We start from the raw sequence: 17,834 nt of genomic DNA on the forward strand, positions 1-17,834 counted from the left end.
CATGAGAGGGAAAGAATTACTAACAGAAGATCAAAGAACGGAATTTGTACGAATTCCAGCTGATATGAGCGAAAGTGAACTAGAAACCTATTATACTTTTTCCCAATATGACCTTGAAATTATTAAACGACACAGAAGAGATCATAATCGTTTAGGCTTTGCTGTTCAATTATGTGTTTTACGCTATCCTGGATGGTCCCTTTCAGATGTTGGGCCTATTCCAGATTACATAATCGAATACATAGCTAGACAAATAAATGTTAATCCTAATTCATTTTCTTTATATGCCCAACGAGAGCCAACTAAGCATGAGCATATGGAAGAAATCCGTCAAGTTTATGGTTATCAAAATTTTTCCCTAGGGAACTATCGCAAGGTAGCTCAGTTTCTGTTGAATCATGCCCTTCAAAATGGAAATTCAATGTATCTTCTTCGTACAGCACAAGAAGAGCTACGGAATCAGAAAATTATTCTCCCTGGAATGACTACTATAGAAAGGCTTGTTTGGGAAACTCGTCAACGAGCAGAGGAAAGGATTTTTAAATCATTAACTTGTACTCTTTCTAAATGGCAAAAACAAAAGTTAGATAAACTTATAGATCCCTTTGTAGATAATAGAAAAACCCCCTTAGCATGGCTTAGAGAACTTCCCGGCCAATCTTCACCTGAAGCCTTTTTAAAAGTAATAAAGCGCTTAGACTATATTCGAGATTTAAAATTAGAAATAAATTCAGAACAAATCCATCCCAATCGTTTACTTCAATTATCTCGTATTGGAGCAAGGTACGAACCACACTCATTTCGAAGGTTTAAAGAAAAAAAGAAATATGCAATTCTCGTGGCATATCTTGTGACTCATAGTCAGGATTTAATTGACCAAGCAATTGAAATTCATGATCGACAAATGATGATCTTGCAATCAAAAGGACGTAAAACACAAGAAGAAATGCAAAAAGAAAACGGAAAAGCAGTGAATGAAAAAGTCGTACATTTTGCAGATATCGGTGCAGCACTTATCCAAGCACGAAATGAAGGACTTGATCCATTTAATGCTATTGAAATGATTATGCCGTGGGATAAAATTGTTTCTTCCGTCGAAGAAGCCCAAAAATTAGCCCGACCGATGGATTACGATTATCTAGATTTGTTAGAAAATCGGTTTTCTTATCTAAGAAAATATACTCCTACTTTTCTTAAATCTTTTGAATTTCGTTCTACACAAGGTACAGAGCCATTATTGCAAGCCTTAAAGACGCTAAATGAAATGAATGAATCTGGTAAAAGAAAAATTCCAAATGATGCCCCGGTAGATTTTATTCCTAAACGTTGGAGGAAGCATGTTTATGGTGATGATGGAATAATTAACCGACACTATTATGAGATGGCTGCACTAACAGAGTTGAAAAATCATATTCGTTCAGGCGACATATCCGTAGTCGGTAGTAGACTTCATAAAGATTTTGAAGAGTATCTTGTTTCTAAAGAAGATTGGACAACTTCTCGTCTTACGGAAACTAAACTAGCTGTTCGTTCATCGGCAGATGAATATCTTGAGGAAAGAAGAAAGTCACTAGCGCAACGCCTTACATGGGTTTCAAATAATCTTGATTCTCTAGAAGGAGTAAATATCGAAAAAGCTAAGATCCGAGTGGACCGTTTGGAGAAAAATACACCCGAAGAAGCGAGAGCTTTTAGCCTGTCTTTATATAATATGTTGCCGAGAATAAAGCTCACTGATCTTTTAATGGAGGTAGCACACTGGACAGGATTTGACGAAATGTTGATACATGCCTCAACCAATCGCCCGCCAAAGGGAGAGGAAAAAGGAGTTCTCATGGCTGCTCTCATGGCGATGGGCACTAACATAGGACTTACTAAAATGGCAGAAGCGACACCAGGAGTTACCTATCATCAAATGGCTAATGCAGCGCAATGGCGTTTATTCGATGATGCTATAAGTCGTGCACAAGCGACATTAGTAAATTTTCAACATAAGCTTAAACTAGCTTCCTATTGGGGAGATGGAAGTACCTCTTCCTCTGATGGAATGCGCGTACAGGTTGGTGTTTCATCGTTACATGCCGATGCCAATCCACACTATGGGTCTGGAAAAGGGGCAACCATTTATCGATTTACCAGTGATCAATTTTCAAGTTTTTATACGAAAGTCATTAATACCAATGCTCGTGATGCTGTACACGTTATCGATGGATTACTTCATCATGAGACAGATTTAAATATTGAAGAGCATTTTACAGATACAGCTGGTTATCAATACCTTTTATAAAAAAGTTAGAATTTAAGTGTGTTCTTTCATTATAGACATGTATTTAAAGAATGATTTAAAAATGACTAACGATTCAAAGTCGTTAGCCATCTATTCAATAATCGCGCCTGATTGCTTAATATCAGAAAATTGAGAAGGTATTGCGAAAGGCCCCTAAGTTATTTTACTAATACACACTTTTGCACAATTAGGGGTAGCAATAACATTTTATCCTAAGAGAAAAGAGATATGTCGGAACAACATAAGAATTAACCTTTACATTATATTTTTTCAAGTTTTCCTTTTAATTCAACCAACTTATTCTTAATAAAAGGGTCTGTTTCTTCAGGTAACTGTTCTAATTTAAAAAATTCAGCTTCAATTGCTTGATTTGCATCAGGCGTTACTTCACCTTCATAGTCCGTACATAAATATCCTATTGCGACGATGTGGTACTCATCTTCACCACCCTCTAGCTTCGTATAGAGATCCAGACCAGAATAAACACCAAATAATTGTAATGAATTTATCGTTAGCCCTAAATCATCTTGTACATTTCTTTTAATACATTCCTCAACTGACTCATTTAACTGCAATATTCCACCGGGAACACTCCATGTTCCACCTTTGTATCTATTCAGTAAAATTTCTCCTTGATTATTCATGATAGCTACACTTGGTCGTACTATTATCAAAGGCGAATTTCCAATCATTTCCCTCATATTTTCACAATAATCCATAAAATCCTCCTACGAAAATTGATTAATGAACTTTGTAACATTTCCTAAACAACAACTACCTTGAGGATTATTTATCTCGCACCCACACCGATTTTCTTTTATATTTTCACGAATATGTTCTACTGGATTAGGGGGAATTCCTTCTTCAGAATATTGTTTAATTTTTTTTTTTGTCCAATCAAAACAATAACAAATTGGTGTAGTTACTGAGCCATCTTTTTGATGAACGGCTACCTTTATGTCAGATACAAGGTACTTTTTATTATTCGTATCAAAATAGACTACATCACAGTCTTCAGTTGAACAAAAATAGTGATTTTCTTTAGCGTTTAATGTTTCTAATGCAGATGGTTTAAGTAATGATTTTAGTGTAATCAATTTTACATTTTTAGCTTTATTTTTACATGATGGACAATTACCATTACTATCAATTTTTATTTCATTAACGTTACTACAACAATCTTCCATCATTCTTCCACCTTTACAATTTATTATTTCTATAAAAATTCTTTTGCTTTCTTTTCTTAATCCATTAAAGTTTCGATAATAGGACATTCATAAATATTTTTGTTTTCAGGACATCTTTCTTTAAGGTCTATCAACATTTGTTCAATTTTTTTAAGATCTTCAATTTTACGCTCGATGTCCTCTAATTTAAGAACAGTGAAATCATATATGTCACGGCACTTTGCTTCGTTGTGATCGACAACCCCTAGCAATTTATCAATTTCATTTAAGGTAAATCCCAATTCCTGCATCCGTTTTATGAAATTCAATCGATCAACCGTTTGTAGGGAAAACATTCGGTATCCTTTTTTGGTACGATTAGGTTCTGGAATTAAACCTAAACGCTCATAATACCGAATGGTCTCCTTGTTAACACCACACCTCTCAGCCAGTTCCCCAATACGATATTGCATCTATCTCACCTCATATATAGTATAAACCCTGTACCATAGTACAGGGTCAAGAAAAGTATTATTTACTAATCGATCTTACTATCTTAAAAAAACTGCCATTTTTCAATAATCCTTATTCGGCAATTTGGCGTGATTGCGGAATACAACTTATCTTTTAATGGCATTTTACACAAAAATATCAAACTGGGAAGGGAAAATTTTTGGAACTTAAATTCCCTCATAAATCTTCCCAAATTGAATTTTTAGTTGTTCTTTAATTTCTTTATTTTCCTTTTCTAAATGCTTGACTCGCTTTCGTAAGGAAGCGATAATTACATCTTTTGATGTGTCACTCATATTCCTTTTAACTTGTTTTATTGAGGGGAGACCTTCTTGTTGTTTACGAAGTGTTTCGATTCGATCTCGGAGTTCTGTATTTCTGTATAGAAATGCCTTTGAAACCCCTGATTCTGCAGATACAGAGTTAAAATTGATTTTCAGTTGTTTTTTTATCATCCTTTTGATCGCTTCTTCAACTTTTTGAATGGTCTTTTCCGTTTTCAACTTTGCGTGTTTTATAATACCTTCGGTATTTGGGTTTTCATTAGACATTTTGCATCACCTTCTCACGTTCATCTCCAACATACTCACGTCTAGGTTTTTCTAAACCAAAGATACCACCAGTATGTAGTAAACCACTTGCTAATTCTTTATATCTTTTTAATTTGGGTTCAATTAACTCAATGGAACGTAACCTTCCGGATTTTTTGTATACTTCAATATCAGCTTCCATTTTAAATATCTGTTCTTGATAATAGTCGAGAAAAGTCTTGTCAACGTGAAAACTTCGGCAATTGTTTTTAATACACGGTGGTTCCAAGGTCTGTTCAAGAAAATCACAATGAAGTTTTGGGCTTTTTACACAAAACCCATGATCTAAACGAATAGAGTCCATATTGTGACGTATCCACTCCAGTTCAACTCCATTTTCTTCAGCCTGTTGAGCTAAATCAGCGACAATAACTTCTCCATGAGTATCTAGTCTTACTGCGCCATTATCTCGAGCCTTTTCCCATTCATCACGGAGTGTCTGGTCATGAATTTGGGCATAGACTAATGTCATTTCAGGACTGGCATGTGCCATCAGTTTTTGAACATGAAGGATATTCATTCCGTTATTAATCAAATTAACACCGTAACGGTGTCGAAATGCATGATTTTTAAACCAATAAATTTCTCCATCCTTGTCCTTAATATTACATCTGTTTGCTAGTTTATTAAGGTTCAGCTTAATGGAATCCTGCGATATGGGATTACCCATCCTTTTCCCTTTTAGTACTGGAAACAAATATTTCTTAGGGTTCGTGTCCAAAGAGTATCTCTTTTTTGTAAGTTCTTGCTGCGCTAAGACAACATTAGCAATTTCTTCTGAAATAGGAACTTTATGATTTTTATAACTTACTTTCCTTTGATCTCCGATAATCCACCAGCCATCTTCTTGATTTACTAAGCAGTCAATTTTAAGTGATAAAACGTCACTAATACGAAAACCTGTAGCTTCCATTAGAAGAATTATAGGTATATGTTCTGAGGAAAGTTCGTTAATATGGAAAACTAACTGTTCCCATACTTCATCCGGAATATATTTAATTTCATCAGCTTTTGCTCTTTTCTTTTTAGGGATATCCTCAATTGACAATAGTGAAATAACTGACTTTGTCGGGGCTTCTTCCCATTCGAATTTCTGTATATATGAGATAAACGTTTTAAGATCTATTAAAAAACGATTTACATAATTGTGATCTGGATTAATTAAATATTTTCCCTTTTTAATAGTGGAATGTCGTAAGTATTCAATATACTCTTCAATATCCATTCTAGATAGGTCGTTTAATTCTTTCCATTCAGGATGTTTATCCTTCAAAAAGGTGAAGAAAAACGAAAGTCTATTTAAATAACATATTGCTGTAGAAAAGCTGATGGATTGCTGCACAACTAGGCGAGTCTTTATATATTTTTTAAATAATTGTCTATAAGGTTGCGGAACCTTCGAAAAGTCTATTGAATACCTACTGATTGTATTGTTATAATTAATCTTCAATTTTCGTACATCCCAACAATCTTTATCTGTTTCTTCTCGTTCATCATAAAAGTGATAATAAAAATCATAAACTTGAAGAAATAGTCTAATATACAATGATGGTTGAACTGTTGGTGACATCCATGGTGATGACTTTTTCCGGTGTACAATCTCAACTGATTTTCCTTTCTCTACAAGAAATGTTCGATATTCTATTAGAAACTTTTCTTTCGGAATATCAATAATAGAATCTAAATTAGCATAATATCGAGAGATGAATTCTGTAAAAACTTTAAGACATGGAGAATAATGCATAAAAGCATAGATAATCGAAATCCTTGTCTCCTGTAACCCCTTATAAAAATAATATTTTAGTTCATTTTTTAATCTAAGATTGTGTACCTTATCAAAAATCAATTTTCTATTCCAATCATAATGTTTATCCAAGAAGGGGCATTCTTGTACATTCCACACATCATTTGCCCAATATCCAAGTAATGGTTCATTTATCTGTTCCAGATGGTGGGGAAGGGGTTTTACTTTGAATGTGCCATGTATCATTATTTATCTCTTCTTCCCATTTTTTTATTTGATTGAGCTTGTTTCCAGCTTTCACGTATGGTTTCATCGGATGAATGGATATAAGTCTGTATGGTTGTTTGAACGTGTGCATGCCCTAATAACCTCTGTATGATGGCAATATCTACTCCTGCTGCATGTAACTCTGTGGCATATGTATGCCGGAGCATATGAGGGGTAAAATCTATTTCTGTTTTTTTCTTCATCCTTTTAATTAAGGAACGAACAGAACCATCAGTCATTGGTTTACCACGATTAGGTCCAGTTAAGGAGATAAAAACATAATTGCTATCAATTTCGTAAGAATGAAAGTCTATTAGATAATCTTGAAAGAGATTCATAGTCTCAATAGATACATAAACTTTTCGTTTTTCTCCATCGGATGTTTTGGATTTCCTAACCGTAATAGCATTTTTACCTATATCAAAATCCTCTACCCACAGAGAAAGGGCCTCTCCAATCCGTAATCCCCCTTCATATAAAATACGGAATAATAATTCATCTCGTATATTACTGCACGCATCATGGATCACTTGGATTTGATTTTTACTCAATGTTTTGATTAAACGCTTTGGTTCCTTAATCTTTAAAATGTTTTTATCATAAGAATTCCCTTTTGTAATGTGATGAAGGAAAGGTTTAAAAGGCTTAAAACGACCGGGGACTTGCTTTTTTAATTGATCATTTACATTTCCCCCATAATCCTCGCTACGAGACAAATAGTCATAGAACCCTATTACACACGTTATGATGGTATTAACCGTTTTTTCTGATCGTTTCGCCAAGGTTTCTTCAAAATAAGTGACTTTTGTTGATTGATCAGGAATTCTCAGCCAACCGATGAATTGAGCCAAAATATCAAGGTTTACTTCTTGATATTCTAATCCACACTCCTCTAGGAATTGAAAGTAAAGCTTTAGATGATAACAGTATGACTTTAGTGTGCTTTCAGCTTTTCCAATGTTATCTAAATACTTTATATACTTTGCAACTGAAGTAACTGGATACCCCCCATTGTCAATTAACAGAAATCTTTTCTTCTCATGAATGAGAACTTCTTGTACTTTCAAAATTATCCCCCCATGGTCTAAAATCATTTCGTTAGATACTATGTATCCATAAAATTCATAGTATACATAATGAATCTATAAAGAAATGAAAAAGAAGTAGTTGATAACATAAGATACGTTAATAACTACTTCTAATACTAGTTCAATTAAAGCTGGCTACGCCGACTCAGTATTTGGATTGAGTCATTTATTAGGATTTCGTTTTGCACCAAGGCTACGTGATTTAGCTGACTCTAAGCTATTCACCATCCAAATGCCAAATGAATTCCCAAAACTAGAAAATATACTCCGTGGTCGTATTAATACGAAAATTATTCAAGATAATTTTGATGACGTATTACGTGTAGCTCATTCTATTCGAGAAGGAAAAGTGTCTGGTTCACTTATTATGGGGAAACTAGGGTCATATGCGAGACAAAATAAACTTGCATTTGCTTTGCGAGAAATGGGGAGAATCGAAAAGACCATTTTTATTTTGGATTACATATCTAACGAAACACTACGCCGTCGAATTCAACGAGGACTAAATAAGGGAGAAGCCATGAATGGGTTAGCAAGAGCCTTATTCTTTGGAAAACGAGGTGAGTTACGAGAACGAGGAATACAAGACCAACTACAACGTGCAAGTGCTTTAAATATTCTAATAAACGCTATTAGCGTATGGAACACTGTTTATCTTACAGAAGCAACAAAATTATTAAAGGAAAAGGGAAATTTGAGAGAAGATTTACTTAAACATATTTCTCCGTTAGGATGGGAACACATTAATTTTCTTGGTGAATACAACTTTGATGCAAGAGTAGCAAGTCTACATTCACTACGCCCTCTTATTCAATAATACTAAAAGCCGATGATTCCTTAACGTAGGAAAAATCGGCTTTCTCCATGTCGAAATTTGCTTAGCGTATGTTTTCCGCGTTTTGTTGGTAGGACCCCATAAAGGAAAGCCCAAAAAGTATACGGATAGGCATAGAGGATTACAATACGCCTTAGAGTTATTCTTTAACCGTGACATCAATAGAATGACAGTCAAGGACATAGAGTCTATCACCAAAATCAGTAGGGCTACTTTATATAGAGCTGCTAAAGATAGAGAAAAGGTAAACGAAATATCCGGTCAATAACTGCTTATATAAAAACTACGTTCGTTATTACTTCAATTTTCTTCAGGAAATCCTGGTGCTGCAGCTGACAATTTGAGGTTTAAATCCGAACAATTCATAATTCTAGTTAATGAAAAGGATGATATTAATGAAGAGTACAGGTATAGTAAGAAAAATAGATGACCTTGGAAGAGTAGTAATTCCTGTTGAATTAAGAAGAACTTTAGATATTGAAATTAAAGATCCGATAGAAATATTTACAGATGATAACGGCGAAATCATTTTAAAGAAGTATGCTGCTAATCAAGCGTGCGTCATTACAGGGACAGTTTCTCCAAACAATAAAACATATGGCCATAATAAAATTATTCTGAGTCCTGAAGGTGTTAGATTATTGATGAAAGAATTAGAAGATGCACAACTAGTAAAGTAATTAAAGCCCTTAGACTGTTAAATGATAAAGCTGTTTCCTTTTTATAGACAAAAAGCCGCATTATTTCATACAAATGCGGCTTTTTTAAATGATTACTTTAAATTGCAAACCCAGGTAGACAAACAGAACTTAGATGTTAACCAGTTCTGCAAGCTTTGTCGCGACATCTGCTATTGGATCTTCTTCAGTGCTCAGACCGGTTCGCGATCCAAGCAAGGGACTGACTTCGCGGAGAGCTTCATACGTTGTATCATGTACAATTGGAATAAGACGATCGCGAGAGAGGAGTACTGAAAGTTCTTTGTCGGCGATGCCCTCTGCCGGAAGGCGGCGTAGCATCGCAGGGGTCACCAGTACAAGTCCAACTCGCGAATTAGCCAAGCCCTTGTCTATTGCGCGAAGTAACGGAACACCGAGGGCAATGTCCTTCTCGCTGAACCAGACAGAGACACCACGTGACTCAAGCAAATCGTGCAGCTCCTTGGCCACCCCTTTCCGATCGTCCCACGCATGGCAGAGGAATACGTCCCGAAGATCAGATCTCTCCGCCAGATTTTCAACACTGTTGCGGACTGGTGTAAGTGCCCTAACTTGTTCAACCGTGTACACCACGGGCGAACCTGATCTCGACCAACTTGGCTTTGCACTTCGGCCAGAACCTCCACCACTGCTTCGTCCTCCGTCACTTCCATAGGAAGAGGAATAAGAACTCGATGAGTACGACCTGCTGTAGCCACTATAACGCCTACTACTACACGCTGGGCAGTTGGCTGCGCCACTAGCTGTTGAATGTCCCCTTACTGGAGCCGTGCATCTAGCCATTTCCATTCCCCCCTAATTGAATGAGTAGTTCTGAGACTTTTACTAAGTTCATTTCAGTTACCTCCTTAGTTTTCGGATAATTTCAATTAATCCGTTTCTTCTCATATATTGTATCAATAAAATGAGAAAACGTATTGTTCTGATTATGCAGAACTGTTCATAATTTTGCTCAATTAATAAAACGAAAATATCCGTTCGCTAATTAATTTATAAGGGAACGGATGTTTTCGTTTTATTTTAAAACATTTTTTTATATTTCAAACGGGTTTATTATCGTTTAAACGACTTTGTTTTTTGAGCACATAGATATCGTATCAAACATAATCTAAAAGAAATAAAAAGCGCCTATTGATCTTTCGGATTAAATATCGCTACTACCTCTCATTCTCTATATTTTTTCTATTTACCTTCTTAATTTCCCTGTTGACATGCTTAATAATCTCAACGTTTGGGACATGATTTTTTTCTTTATTCCTAAACCGATTGATTCGTTCATCTTCACGTTCAATCAACTGTTCCGCAAATTTTAAAAAGCCCGTTACGTCCTGGTTGGCCAAAATGTTAATATAGTTCACTTTATCCTTTGCTTCAATAATTAATGGCGGAATACCGTGCTGAAGTAAAGAGTAGTTCATGACTAAACGTCCAGTACGTCCATTTCCATCAGAAAACGGATGAATACGCTCAAACTGGATGTGAAAATCACCAACGATCTTAATGATTTCTTTTTTGCTTTTTGCCTCTCCCAGCTGCCAATTCAAATTTCCTACCCATTGATCCATTAACTGTGGTGTTTCACTAGCTGAGGCTGTTAAAAAGTCAGCCCCTCTAATTGCATTATCTGAGGATTTGAATTTCCCTCTATCATGCTGTAATTTATTCGTTAGTAGCTCATGAATGTCTTTTACTGTGTTTACTGTTAACGGTTGGTCTGTCTGAACTTGTTGGATAATATACTCAAACGCTTCTCGATGATTATCCACTTCGTAAAATTCACGTAGATTAACTTGGCTTGGAACCGTGTTATATAAAAGGATCGAAACCGTATCCGCAAGACTAATCGTATTTCCTTCTATTGCTGTTGAATGGTGCGCCAATCTTACTAAAACATCTTCTAAATATTCTTGTGGCAAGCTTTCCTTTTTCATGTCGAATCTCCTTTCTTCATACATTCATTATTGTTTTAAAAAAATTACTTCTTCTCACTTTTTAAGCGTGTAAGGAGACTGTTCACAGCATCTCTAAAGATTGCTGCCTTCGTCACACCTTTTGTATTGGTTTGAATCACATAATGCTCAAGTTTATTAAATACGGCCATTTCCAAAGATACACTAAGATCTTCATTGTAAGCAGGCCGAATTCTTAATACCTCACCTGGTACACTAGGCCCTTCATATTCTTCCATTATAAAATCCTCAATAAAAATGCTTCGTTCCTTTTTTGGAATATACTTATCCAACTCTTGAACCGTTCCAAGATCCACTTTAAATGTGTTTCTTTTCATGACCCTAGGTGGGAATGAGTTTATTGTATAACGCTCGATAAGCTTATTGATTATATCCCTAAGTACAATGGATTTATTTATGCTTATGCCCATCTTTTGAGCTTCTTGTACAATCTCTTCTAATTTTTCTATACTTCCTGAATTAAAGTGAAATGGATAGATCTCATTTTCACCTTCCAATTGAACGGGTAAGTCTTTTATATCTTGTGGTAATTGATATTCTTTCAGTAAATAGTTTCTAATAGTTCTGGATCTTGCTGTTTCGGGGACTAAGGCATTAAAACGATCAATCATACCTTTGTCAAAGTTGAAACTTAATCTAGTCAAAACTTAAGCCTCCTATATCTTATTTCATTACTGTAATTATAACAAAAACGCATTATTTATTTTAAAAAAAGACCTGGAATCAGTGTTCCAGGTAAGGAAATAGCCAATATAAGAAAAAAAGTCTTACAGAATAATCATACTGTAGCCCTACTTAAAAAGCTAATCAGTTTTTAAATAAAAGAGTAGGACAGGAAATACAACTTACTATTCCCTGTCTTCCTGCATCATGCTTCAAATTAAGTTAATTATTAACCATAGACTTTTCGTACTGTAAAATTTGTTCGTATGTTAACCACTCAGGTTTTTCATCATCAGTAAAACCATTATACAGATCCTTCATTTTTGCGATCTGCTCTTTTTCATCATTAGCCCATAGATGCTTCGCATTTCTGTTTCCATAACCTAAGTAATAATCGCAATCGCTTCTTAACCTATCTAGCAACATATAGTTAAAACGGTTTTCAGGACTTGGTCTCTCAAAAGTTTGGATAAAACGAACTTCTAAATCACTGTTGATAGGGAAACCAGGTTCACCCTCAAAAACATTTCCGCAGCAATATAAAGAGGGGCTGTCACTCCCGAGTGTTATGTCTTTATATAAGTGATTTGTTTCAATACATTTATATACGGGTCTTTCCCAATCGTCCACACCCATTAACTCCATAGTTCTTATGTTACTATTTTCTGTTGTATTTTTGTTCATTACCCGTTCCTCCTTTAAGTCGCTTTATGTTTAAATGATATAAAGATACACCCTTCATTTAAGGTAATCTGCGCTCTTTGTGGTAAATTAAAAGGCGTTCTGTAGTGAAGTCAAAGATAAGCCCCTCATAGTTTTCTTTTATATCTGATAACGAAAAACTTTCCTTAAACTCTTTTTCTATTTGAGGTACGATTATTGAAATAAAATCTTGTATGTTTGTAACCTCTATTTCTTTTTGGGAGATTAATTGGCCGGCGCTATAGCAGATGTCTTTTTCCAGTTCGAAAGAATGTTCGAGTATGTTCATAGTCCTCATCCTTTATCAGGGAAAGCCTTAACTGGCCTTCCCCCCTTATTTTTGTCATTTAAATCACTTCAAATTCATAAATTCCTTTCGCTGGTATGAATTCAAGTTTTCCTTCTTTGGTTTGAAGCTCTATGAGTTCATCACCATCTGGATCTAGAAAGATTTGATCAACATACCCTTCGTAAATGTACTCATCTGAATAATTAATTCGATAACTTTTTCCAATCGTAATTGTCCCTTCAAACATAAAAGATGTATGGTTTTGATAATCGGTATGATGTCTCTCAATCGTAACGGTATTCATATTCTTTCTTTCTCCTAATCTCTTTTTTTCTTATTATTAGCTATTTCTATTTAAGTCTTCTCTATTCTGCCGAGTTCCAAAGTACCTCTTGAAAATTAATGGGGAATCTCAATCCATTCGCTTCTTTTATGACGAACCATTCACTATGCATAGCTATTAACGTACCGCCATATGATTGATCTGATGTTCTAATTAATAACGAAGTTCCAATTGGTAAATTACTAATAATACTTTTTTGATTTCTCATGATTAGCACCTCCTTCTATAAACTAATTATACCTTTTTTACATTAAAATTACAACACTTTAATGTAAAAAAGGTATAATTGTTAACTATTGAGCTATTCACAAACATATAAAGAGCGCCATCCAAAATGGATGACGCTCTAAGGTACATGAAAGGGACGAAGAAATGTATTTCTTCTTGTTGGATAAAACTTCTACCTTTTTCATATCGGCAGATCGCAAAGGATTTTAAGTCTTTTACACTTGAATGTATATTGAAATTATCATTTTATTAGGAAAGATAAAAAATGCAGCTGACATTCTAAGTAATTTCACTGATTCCATATGCTACACTTTCAAAACGTATCCTTTTCCCATTTACGAACTCCATTATTTTTGCTTGAATGAAACTCTCCAAGCTTAATGAACTATAGTCTTCTTGCTCATATATGGAGAACCCCATTAATTTATCATGTTTTATATTAGGTCTGGGGATTAACACTTCACATCGATTTATATGCGTCTCATTTAGAATTTCAGTGTGGCCATCTACTTTTAAATAAATCTTTCCGTCTTCTAAATATAACTCTCCTAAATTTGTCTTTCGTGCAATCTCTTCAGCTTCTTCTATACTTGAACATTCAATGATTTCTATGGTTACATCTATACCATATCCACCGTCTTGAAAATATCCTGTTATCTTAAATTCCTTATTCATAAACTTCTCCTCCCCAACTGCTCGCTTCTTCAGCTACCTTACATCCCATAGGTAAGTTGTTGTTTCTTTCTCTCAACTTGTTTAGACTTTTTTGCGAGAATCGTATAACCTCGATCCATCTGTTTTTGATGGCTCCTTTCCTTTAACTTGTCGTTCCAGTCTTTAACAGGTTCTTCAACCGGGAGATATCCTAAATTTTCGTATGCTTCATGGTACTTGACCACTTTTCTTTGCATTTTCTCCAATGCATCTAAAGGAAATGAAGAGTGATGTAGAACGGCGCTTAAATCCACCGTGCCGTGTGTAAGATGGTTTGAAAGGACTTCTGCACACTTTTGTATGGAAGATTGCAAATCGATCCTCTCAGGCTTCCCTCCGGCTTCTAACGGTTTTCCAAAGAAACGTCCATAACCAAAGTCATTGGATATTTCATTCGTCTCACTTAGATTGGTTTCTGCTTTATGAATGGCCGCAATTTGCTTCCAATCCACTCTGTATGCAATAGCTGCGTCCTGGTACATCGGAATGTATTCTTTTGGGATCTGCGTGTCATTAGGAATCAAATTCTGTAGTTTAATTTCTTGGCCATCTTTTGCCTTCATTGTCATCTGTTCCATCTTATCAACGAATTTATGTCCGGCCACATCATTGTCTACACCAAAGAATATCCCGTTCACCGGCAACGTTCCCCTGGATGCAGCTGTATGATGAATCATATTCATTACCGTTTGCCGTTTTAGTCCACTCATGGAGATCAAACGGCAATCTTTTAGATTTTTATTTAAGGACCAATAACTTAATAGATCGATGGGACTTTCAAAAAAGTAGAGTGATTTGGGCAATCCTAAAGATACGTTAAATCCATAATGGGCTTCTGAATTCTTACTAATTTGCTTAAACGTTGTACGCTTTCCATTCCCATTGTTCATAGCCACCGTTCCCTGAAGATCTGCCCCAACGCACTGACCGGTTGAACCCCAGACAAACACGCAGTTTTTTTTGATGTCTTGGCGAATGAGTCCCTTCTTGATTAAAGCTGAAACGATCTGGCGATCGATGCCTCTCTCCTGAATCAAATAGTCTTCAACCGCAGCTGTAGATGTATCGTGTTGGATCTGATAGACATATTCTTGCCCCGGAGCCTCTTCGAAACGCTTTTCCATCCCCTTTTGATAGTCGTTGGAGGTAAGCATCTTAACGGCTTCAGGAAACGTTTTATCAAAGAAGGTTTGAACAAAGACGATGGTGTTTCCCGAGATGCGTTGCGAGTTCCAGTGGAAGACATTTTCTTTCCGATCGATGACCAAACTATCATGATCGATTCCAAAGTAATACCGTTCAGATTTCTTTTCAAGCGCATAGCCCATCTCTTCACAAAGGCTCACGATATCGACGGATGCTGCGTCTTGAATTTGTTCATCGCTCATTCTTTTTTTCATGTGTATTCCCTCCTTAAAATAAAAAAAGGTGAAGACCTATGTGGGCTTCACCTTCCTTGTTCATATTCCATTTCTTTTTGTAGTCGCTGATATTTACGTTTGTTCTTTAAGCTTTGATAATCCACATCAAGCGCTCGTTTTATTTGATACAGTGCTGAATTCCCTAATCGGCCCTGGTACTCAGAGTGGAAGGACTGAGGGGATTTCCCATCAAGAGAACGGTTTTGAAAAGAAGCTCTTTCCTCCATGCGGATCTCTTTCATTTCCTTTAACATGGCGTTACCAAGTTTCGTGTATAGTTCATGATGTTTATTCTCACGGTATTCCTCGTACCGTTTGACCTCAATTTCACCGTCTCCATACACACCCTTTCGGAAATTCATCTCCTCTTTTAACGCTTGATCGAGCTCTTTAAAATCGGCTTGGTGATACTTTTCGATATACATCGTAATCAGCATGTCGATCTCCGGTCTTACTTCCTTTATGGCATTGTTATTGTATTTCCACAGGCTCATATCTGTAGGAAGTTTCTTGTACACTTCGTTGTATCTCTTCAATAAGAAACGATCTTGCTTCGTTCTAAATTTGTATCCTTTAGGAGCGATCCGATTGTGGATCAGTTCCGATATTTTTGTTAACTCCTTGTCACGATCCAATAGAGAGTTGGCTACTTTGCTTTTGAATTTATCCAACGTTGTTTTTTTACGATTCCCACGTCTAGCCTCGTATGTCTCTCCCGTTTTTTTATTTTTATAAATACCATAAGGTCTGGTTGGGTGTGGTTCCACGATAGCAACATGAACGTGAATGTTGTCCGTATTAAAATGGAGGGAGGCAGCCCAAACCGCACTCTCCTCCATGCTCTCTTGTTGGAGAACAACATCCATTCCTTTTCGTATAGCTTGTTGGATGGCACTTTCATTGATCCAGCCGGTTTTTTCTTTATAAAACCCATTTTTTTCTAGCCATGCATTGTCAAAACTAATCACATCCTGCCACATAACAGAGTCATTCTTCTGGGCGGTTTTGAAAATATGTTTTAACTGATTTTTTTCTCGTTGAGTGAGATGGTCTTTGTGTTTAGTAAAGATCCCATTACTCTTTTCTGGGTTCTCCATGTATTGGTTGTAACCGTCTAACCGATTCACATTGTACGTTTCAAATTTCTGTGAGCGAGTAGCTTCGTTTCGATTAATATAGTTCACATAAGACGTAAACTTTTTTGACTTTCCCGATACATATTTTGATACGAGTACGACACCTGGACTTCCCATGCAATCACCTTACATTCATCGGTTTTTAAAATAAAAATCAAGGTGAGTGTTGAAATCACCTTGAGGATCTACGACTTCATATGTGGTTCGTTCATTCTTCAATACATCATAGTAAAGTTTTGCAACCATCTGCTTGTTCAGTCGACCCGTACCTGTTCCGAGAGAAGGAAGCGAGATCTTCTTAAAATCGAAAGCTCGCGCAAGATTTACAATGTTCTTCAGGCACGTTTCGACCGTTTGTAAAGAAGAGGTTTGCCCTGGCTTGTTCATTGTGACCGCATGAAAGATGTAGTTGGCTTTCAAGCCTCCTGCTGAAGTTATGAAGACACCCCCAGCATTCATTTTTTGTTGAGCTAACACCTGTTTTGCTTCTCTTTCAATGGAACCTTTTGTCGCAAAATGAAGAGCTTCAGCAACCCCAGGAAACTTGATGTACTTGCCAAGAAATCCGCCCATGTAGCCGACCCCATTTGAGGCATTCACGATCACATCAGCCTCACAGTTTTCAATACGTCCGTTCTTAAGTTGGATCACTGACTGATTCTCCTTTTTTCTCACGTTCTAGTTTCTTTTGACGATAAGCTGCGATGTCACCCTCCACTTTTTCACGGGCTTGCTGAAGGGCTTTCGTTTCGACCAATTCTGTTGTGACATAGTTCTCCTGGTTGTTCGTTAAGATGTATCCGTTCCAAAGTTCCAGACCAATTCGAGCGTTCTTATCCGCGTAACCTGTTCTGACTCGGATCACGTCAAGATCTCTCTTGAATCGCTCGTAAATTTTCTCGACGAGCAATTCGTCATGATTGTTGAGCATCTTCTGGAACAGCTCATGTTCAGAAAAAATTCTTTCGATGGTTTGGTTCATGTTTAAGTTATACTCGGCCATTTTTTTGTTCAAATAGACAATCCCGTAGTCTGACTCTACCTCATCACTAAAACGCACATGTTTACTTACCATTTTTCATCATCCTTCCTCGTTGATCCGAATAAATTCGTTAATCACTTTTGTGTTATGTTGAATCACCTGAAGACAACTTTTCAC

19 protein-coding genes and 2 pseudogenes are annotated in these 17,834 nt (G+C 36.2%); 3 read left to right on the forward strand and 18 right to left on the reverse strand.

Annotated elements, in window-relative coordinates; genetic code table 11:
- Position 1 precedes the first annotated feature (1 nt).
- Positions 2-2,272 (forward strand): annotated as a pseudogene (locus tag IHV12_RS19845) (Tn3 family transposase); the annotation flags it as partial.
- Positions 2,273-2,547: 275 nt separating this feature from the next.
- Here the strand turns inward: IHV12_RS19845 and IHV12_RS19850 are convergent.
- The 6 genes from IHV12_RS19850 to IHV12_RS19875 all read right to left on the reverse strand — a co-directional run bounded on the left by IHV12_RS19850 (position 2,548) and on the right by IHV12_RS19875 (position 7,634).
- Positions 2,548-3,006, reverse strand: a complete 459-nt coding sequence (locus tag IHV12_RS19850) for an NUDIX domain-containing protein (protein ID WP_019379931.1) — start codon at positions 3,004-3,006, stop codon at positions 2,548-2,550.
- A gap of 9 nt (positions 3,007-3,015) precedes the next feature.
- Positions 3,016-3,474: a putative iron-sulfur cluster-binding metallochaperone gene (locus IHV12_RS19855; RefSeq protein WP_019379930.1), complete on the reverse strand. Its 459-nt coding sequence runs from the start codon at positions 3,472-3,474 to the stop codon at positions 3,016-3,018.
- A 56-nt stretch (positions 3,475-3,530) separates the two neighbouring features.
- Positions 3,531-3,926, reverse strand: coding sequence for a mercury resistance transcriptional regulator MerR1 (gene merR1, locus IHV12_RS19860; RefSeq protein ID WP_019379929.1), 396 nt, complete (start codon positions 3,924-3,926; stop codon positions 3,531-3,533).
- A 207-nt stretch (positions 3,927-4,133) separates the two neighbouring features.
- Positions 4,134-4,517, reverse strand: coding sequence for a DUF6262 family protein (locus IHV12_RS19865; protein ID WP_019379928.1), 384 nt, complete (start codon positions 4,515-4,517; stop codon positions 4,134-4,136).
- Complete coding sequence (locus tag IHV12_RS19870) at positions 4,510-6,546, reverse strand: tyrosine-type recombinase/integrase (protein ID WP_019379927.1); 2,037 nt, start codon at positions 6,544-6,546, stop codon at positions 4,510-4,512. Before IHV12_RS19870 ends, IHV12_RS19865 begins: the two co-directional genes overlap by 8 nt.
- Positions 6,546-7,634, reverse strand: a complete 1,089-nt coding sequence (locus IHV12_RS19875) for a tyrosine-type recombinase/integrase (protein ID WP_019379926.1) — start codon at positions 7,632-7,634, stop codon at positions 6,546-6,548. Before IHV12_RS19875 ends, IHV12_RS19870 begins: the two co-directional genes overlap by 1 nt.
- Before the next feature lie 151 nt (positions 7,635-7,785).
- Between IHV12_RS19875 and IHV12_RS19880 the strand changes: the two are divergent.
- A pseudogene (locus IHV12_RS19880) lies at positions 7,786-8,472 on the forward strand (Tn3 family transposase); the annotation flags it as partial.
- Between the two features lie 413 nt (positions 8,473-8,885).
- Complete coding sequence (locus tag IHV12_RS19890; protein ID WP_197192021.1) at positions 8,886-9,170, forward strand: AbrB/MazE/SpoVT family DNA-binding domain-containing protein; 285 nt, start codon at positions 8,886-8,888, stop codon at positions 9,168-9,170.
- 129 nt (positions 9,171-9,299) lie between these two features.
- Here the strand turns inward: IHV12_RS19890 and IHV12_RS19895 are convergent, their stop codons facing one another.
- The 12 genes from IHV12_RS19895 to IHV12_RS19950 all read right to left on the reverse strand — a co-directional run bounded on the left by IHV12_RS19895 (position 9,300) and on the right by IHV12_RS19950 (position 17,750).
- Positions 9,300-9,779 (reverse strand): toll/interleukin-1 receptor domain-containing protein, encoded by a 480-nt coding sequence (locus IHV12_RS19895; RefSeq protein WP_425590180.1) that lies wholly within the window; start codon positions 9,777-9,779, stop codon positions 9,300-9,302.
- A 587-nt stretch (positions 9,780-10,366) separates the two neighbouring features.
- Positions 10,367-11,140, reverse strand: coding sequence for a Fic family protein (locus IHV12_RS19900; RefSeq protein WP_197192023.1), 774 nt, complete (start codon positions 11,138-11,140; stop codon positions 10,367-10,369).
- Between the two features lie 44 nt (positions 11,141-11,184).
- Entirely contained in the window at positions 11,185-11,823 is a 639-nt protein-coding gene (locus IHV12_RS19905; protein ID WP_197192024.1) for a hypothetical protein, read from the reverse strand.
- A gap of 241 nt (positions 11,824-12,064) precedes the next feature.
- Complete coding sequence (locus tag IHV12_RS19910) at positions 12,065-12,526, reverse strand: LPD11 domain-containing protein (protein ID WP_231620815.1); 462 nt, start codon at positions 12,524-12,526, stop codon at positions 12,065-12,067.
- 58 nt (positions 12,527-12,584) lie between these two features.
- On the reverse strand, positions 12,585-12,833 hold the full coding sequence (locus IHV12_RS19915) for a hypothetical protein (RefSeq protein ID WP_197192025.1): 249 nt from the start codon (positions 12,831-12,833) through the stop codon (positions 12,585-12,587).
- Positions 12,834-12,891: 58 nt separating this feature from the next.
- Positions 12,892-13,137 carry a hypothetical protein gene (locus tag IHV12_RS19920; protein ID WP_197192026.1) on the reverse strand — a complete coding sequence of 82 codons (246 nt, stop codon included), beginning with the start codon at positions 13,135-13,137 and terminating at the stop codon, positions 12,892-12,894.
- A 61-nt stretch (positions 13,138-13,198) separates the two neighbouring features.
- Positions 13,199-13,384, reverse strand: coding sequence for a hypothetical protein (locus tag IHV12_RS19925; RefSeq protein ID WP_197192027.1), 186 nt, complete (start codon positions 13,382-13,384; stop codon positions 13,199-13,201).
- Positions 13,385-13,683: 299 nt separating this feature from the next.
- Positions 13,684-14,079, reverse strand: coding sequence for a hypothetical protein (locus IHV12_RS19930; protein WP_197192028.1), 396 nt, complete (start codon positions 14,077-14,079; stop codon positions 13,684-13,686).
- A 38-nt stretch (positions 14,080-14,117) separates the two neighbouring features.
- Entirely contained in the window at positions 14,118-15,518 is a 1,401-nt protein-coding gene (locus IHV12_RS19935; RefSeq protein WP_197192029.1) for a DUF3991 domain-containing protein, read from the reverse strand.
- Positions 15,519-15,565: 47 nt separating this feature from the next.
- A complete protein-coding gene (gene mobP2, locus IHV12_RS19940) occupies positions 15,566-16,792 on the reverse strand; it encodes a MobP2 family relaxase (RefSeq protein ID WP_197192030.1) in 1,227 nt (408 codons plus the stop codon).
- Between the two features lie 15 nt (positions 16,793-16,807).
- The gene (locus IHV12_RS19945; protein WP_197192031.1) at positions 16,808-17,326 is read right to left on the reverse strand and encodes a macro domain-containing protein; all 519 of its coding nucleotides are present in this window, start codon (positions 17,324-17,326) and stop codon (positions 16,808-16,810) included.
- On the reverse strand, positions 17,313-17,750 hold the full coding sequence (locus IHV12_RS19950; protein WP_197192032.1) for a hypothetical protein: 438 nt from the start codon (positions 17,748-17,750) through the stop codon (positions 17,313-17,315). The genes IHV12_RS19945 and IHV12_RS19950 overlap by 14 nt, the downstream gene beginning before the upstream one ends.
- Positions 17,751-17,834 lie beyond the last annotated feature (84 nt).

The organism is Fictibacillus sp. 7GRE50 (assembly GCF_015903875.1).
In the GTDB taxonomy this organism is placed as follows: domain Bacteria; phylum Bacillota; class Bacilli; order Bacillales; family Fictibacillaceae; genus Fictibacillus; species Fictibacillus phosphorivorans.

Coding starts and splice junctions, on each gene's coding strand:
- IHV12_RS19930 (WP_197192028.1), bottom strand. CDS start 14,079: ATGAATAAGGAATTTAAGATAACAGGATATTTTCAAGACGGTGGATAT.
- IHV12_RS19900 (WP_197192023.1), bottom strand. CDS start 11,140: ATGAAAAAGGAAAGCTTGCCACAAGAATATTTAGAAGATGTTTTAGTA.
- IHV12_RS19915 (WP_197192025.1), bottom strand. CDS start 12,833: ATGAACATACTCGAACATTCTTTCGAACTGGAAAAAGACATCTGCTAT.
- IHV12_RS19865 (WP_019379928.1), bottom strand. CDS start 4,517: ATGTCTAATGAAAACCCAAATACCGAAGGTATTATAAAACACGCAAAG.
- mobP2 (WP_197192030.1), bottom strand. CDS start 16,792: ATGGGAAGTCCAGGTGTCGTACTCGTATCAAAATATGTATCGGGAAAG.
- IHV12_RS19925 (WP_197192027.1), bottom strand. CDS start 13,384: ATGAGAAATCAAAAAAGTATTATTAGTAATTTACCAATTGGAACTTCG.
- IHV12_RS19850 (WP_019379931.1), bottom strand. CDS start 3,006: ATGGATTATTGTGAAAATATGAGGGAAATGATTGGAAATTCGCCTTTG.
- IHV12_RS19910 (WP_231620815.1), bottom strand. CDS start 12,526: ATGAACAAAAATACAACAGAAAATAGTAACATAAGAACTATGGAGTTA.
- IHV12_RS19890 (WP_197192021.1), top strand. CDS start 8,886: ATGAAGAGTACAGGTATAGTAAGAAAAATAGATGACCTTGGAAGAGTA.
- IHV12_RS19935 (WP_197192029.1), bottom strand. CDS start 15,518: ATGAAAAAAAGAATGAGCGATGAACAAATTCAAGACGCAGCATCCGTC.
- IHV12_RS19950 (WP_197192032.1), bottom strand. CDS start 17,750: ATGGTAAGTAAACATGTGCGTTTTAGTGATGAGGTAGAGTCAGACTAC.
- IHV12_RS19855 (WP_019379930.1), bottom strand. CDS start 3,474: ATGGAAGATTGTTGTAGTAACGTTAATGAAATAAAAATTGATAGTAAT.
- IHV12_RS19920 (WP_197192026.1), bottom strand. CDS start 13,137: ATGAATACCGTTACGATTGAGAGACATCATACCGATTATCAAAACCAT.
- IHV12_RS19870 (WP_019379927.1), bottom strand. CDS start 6,546: ATGATACATGGCACATTCAAAGTAAAACCCCTTCCCCACCATCTGGAA.
- merR1 (WP_019379929.1), bottom strand. CDS start 3,926: ATGCAATATCGTATTGGGGAACTGGCTGAGAGGTGTGGTGTTAACAAG.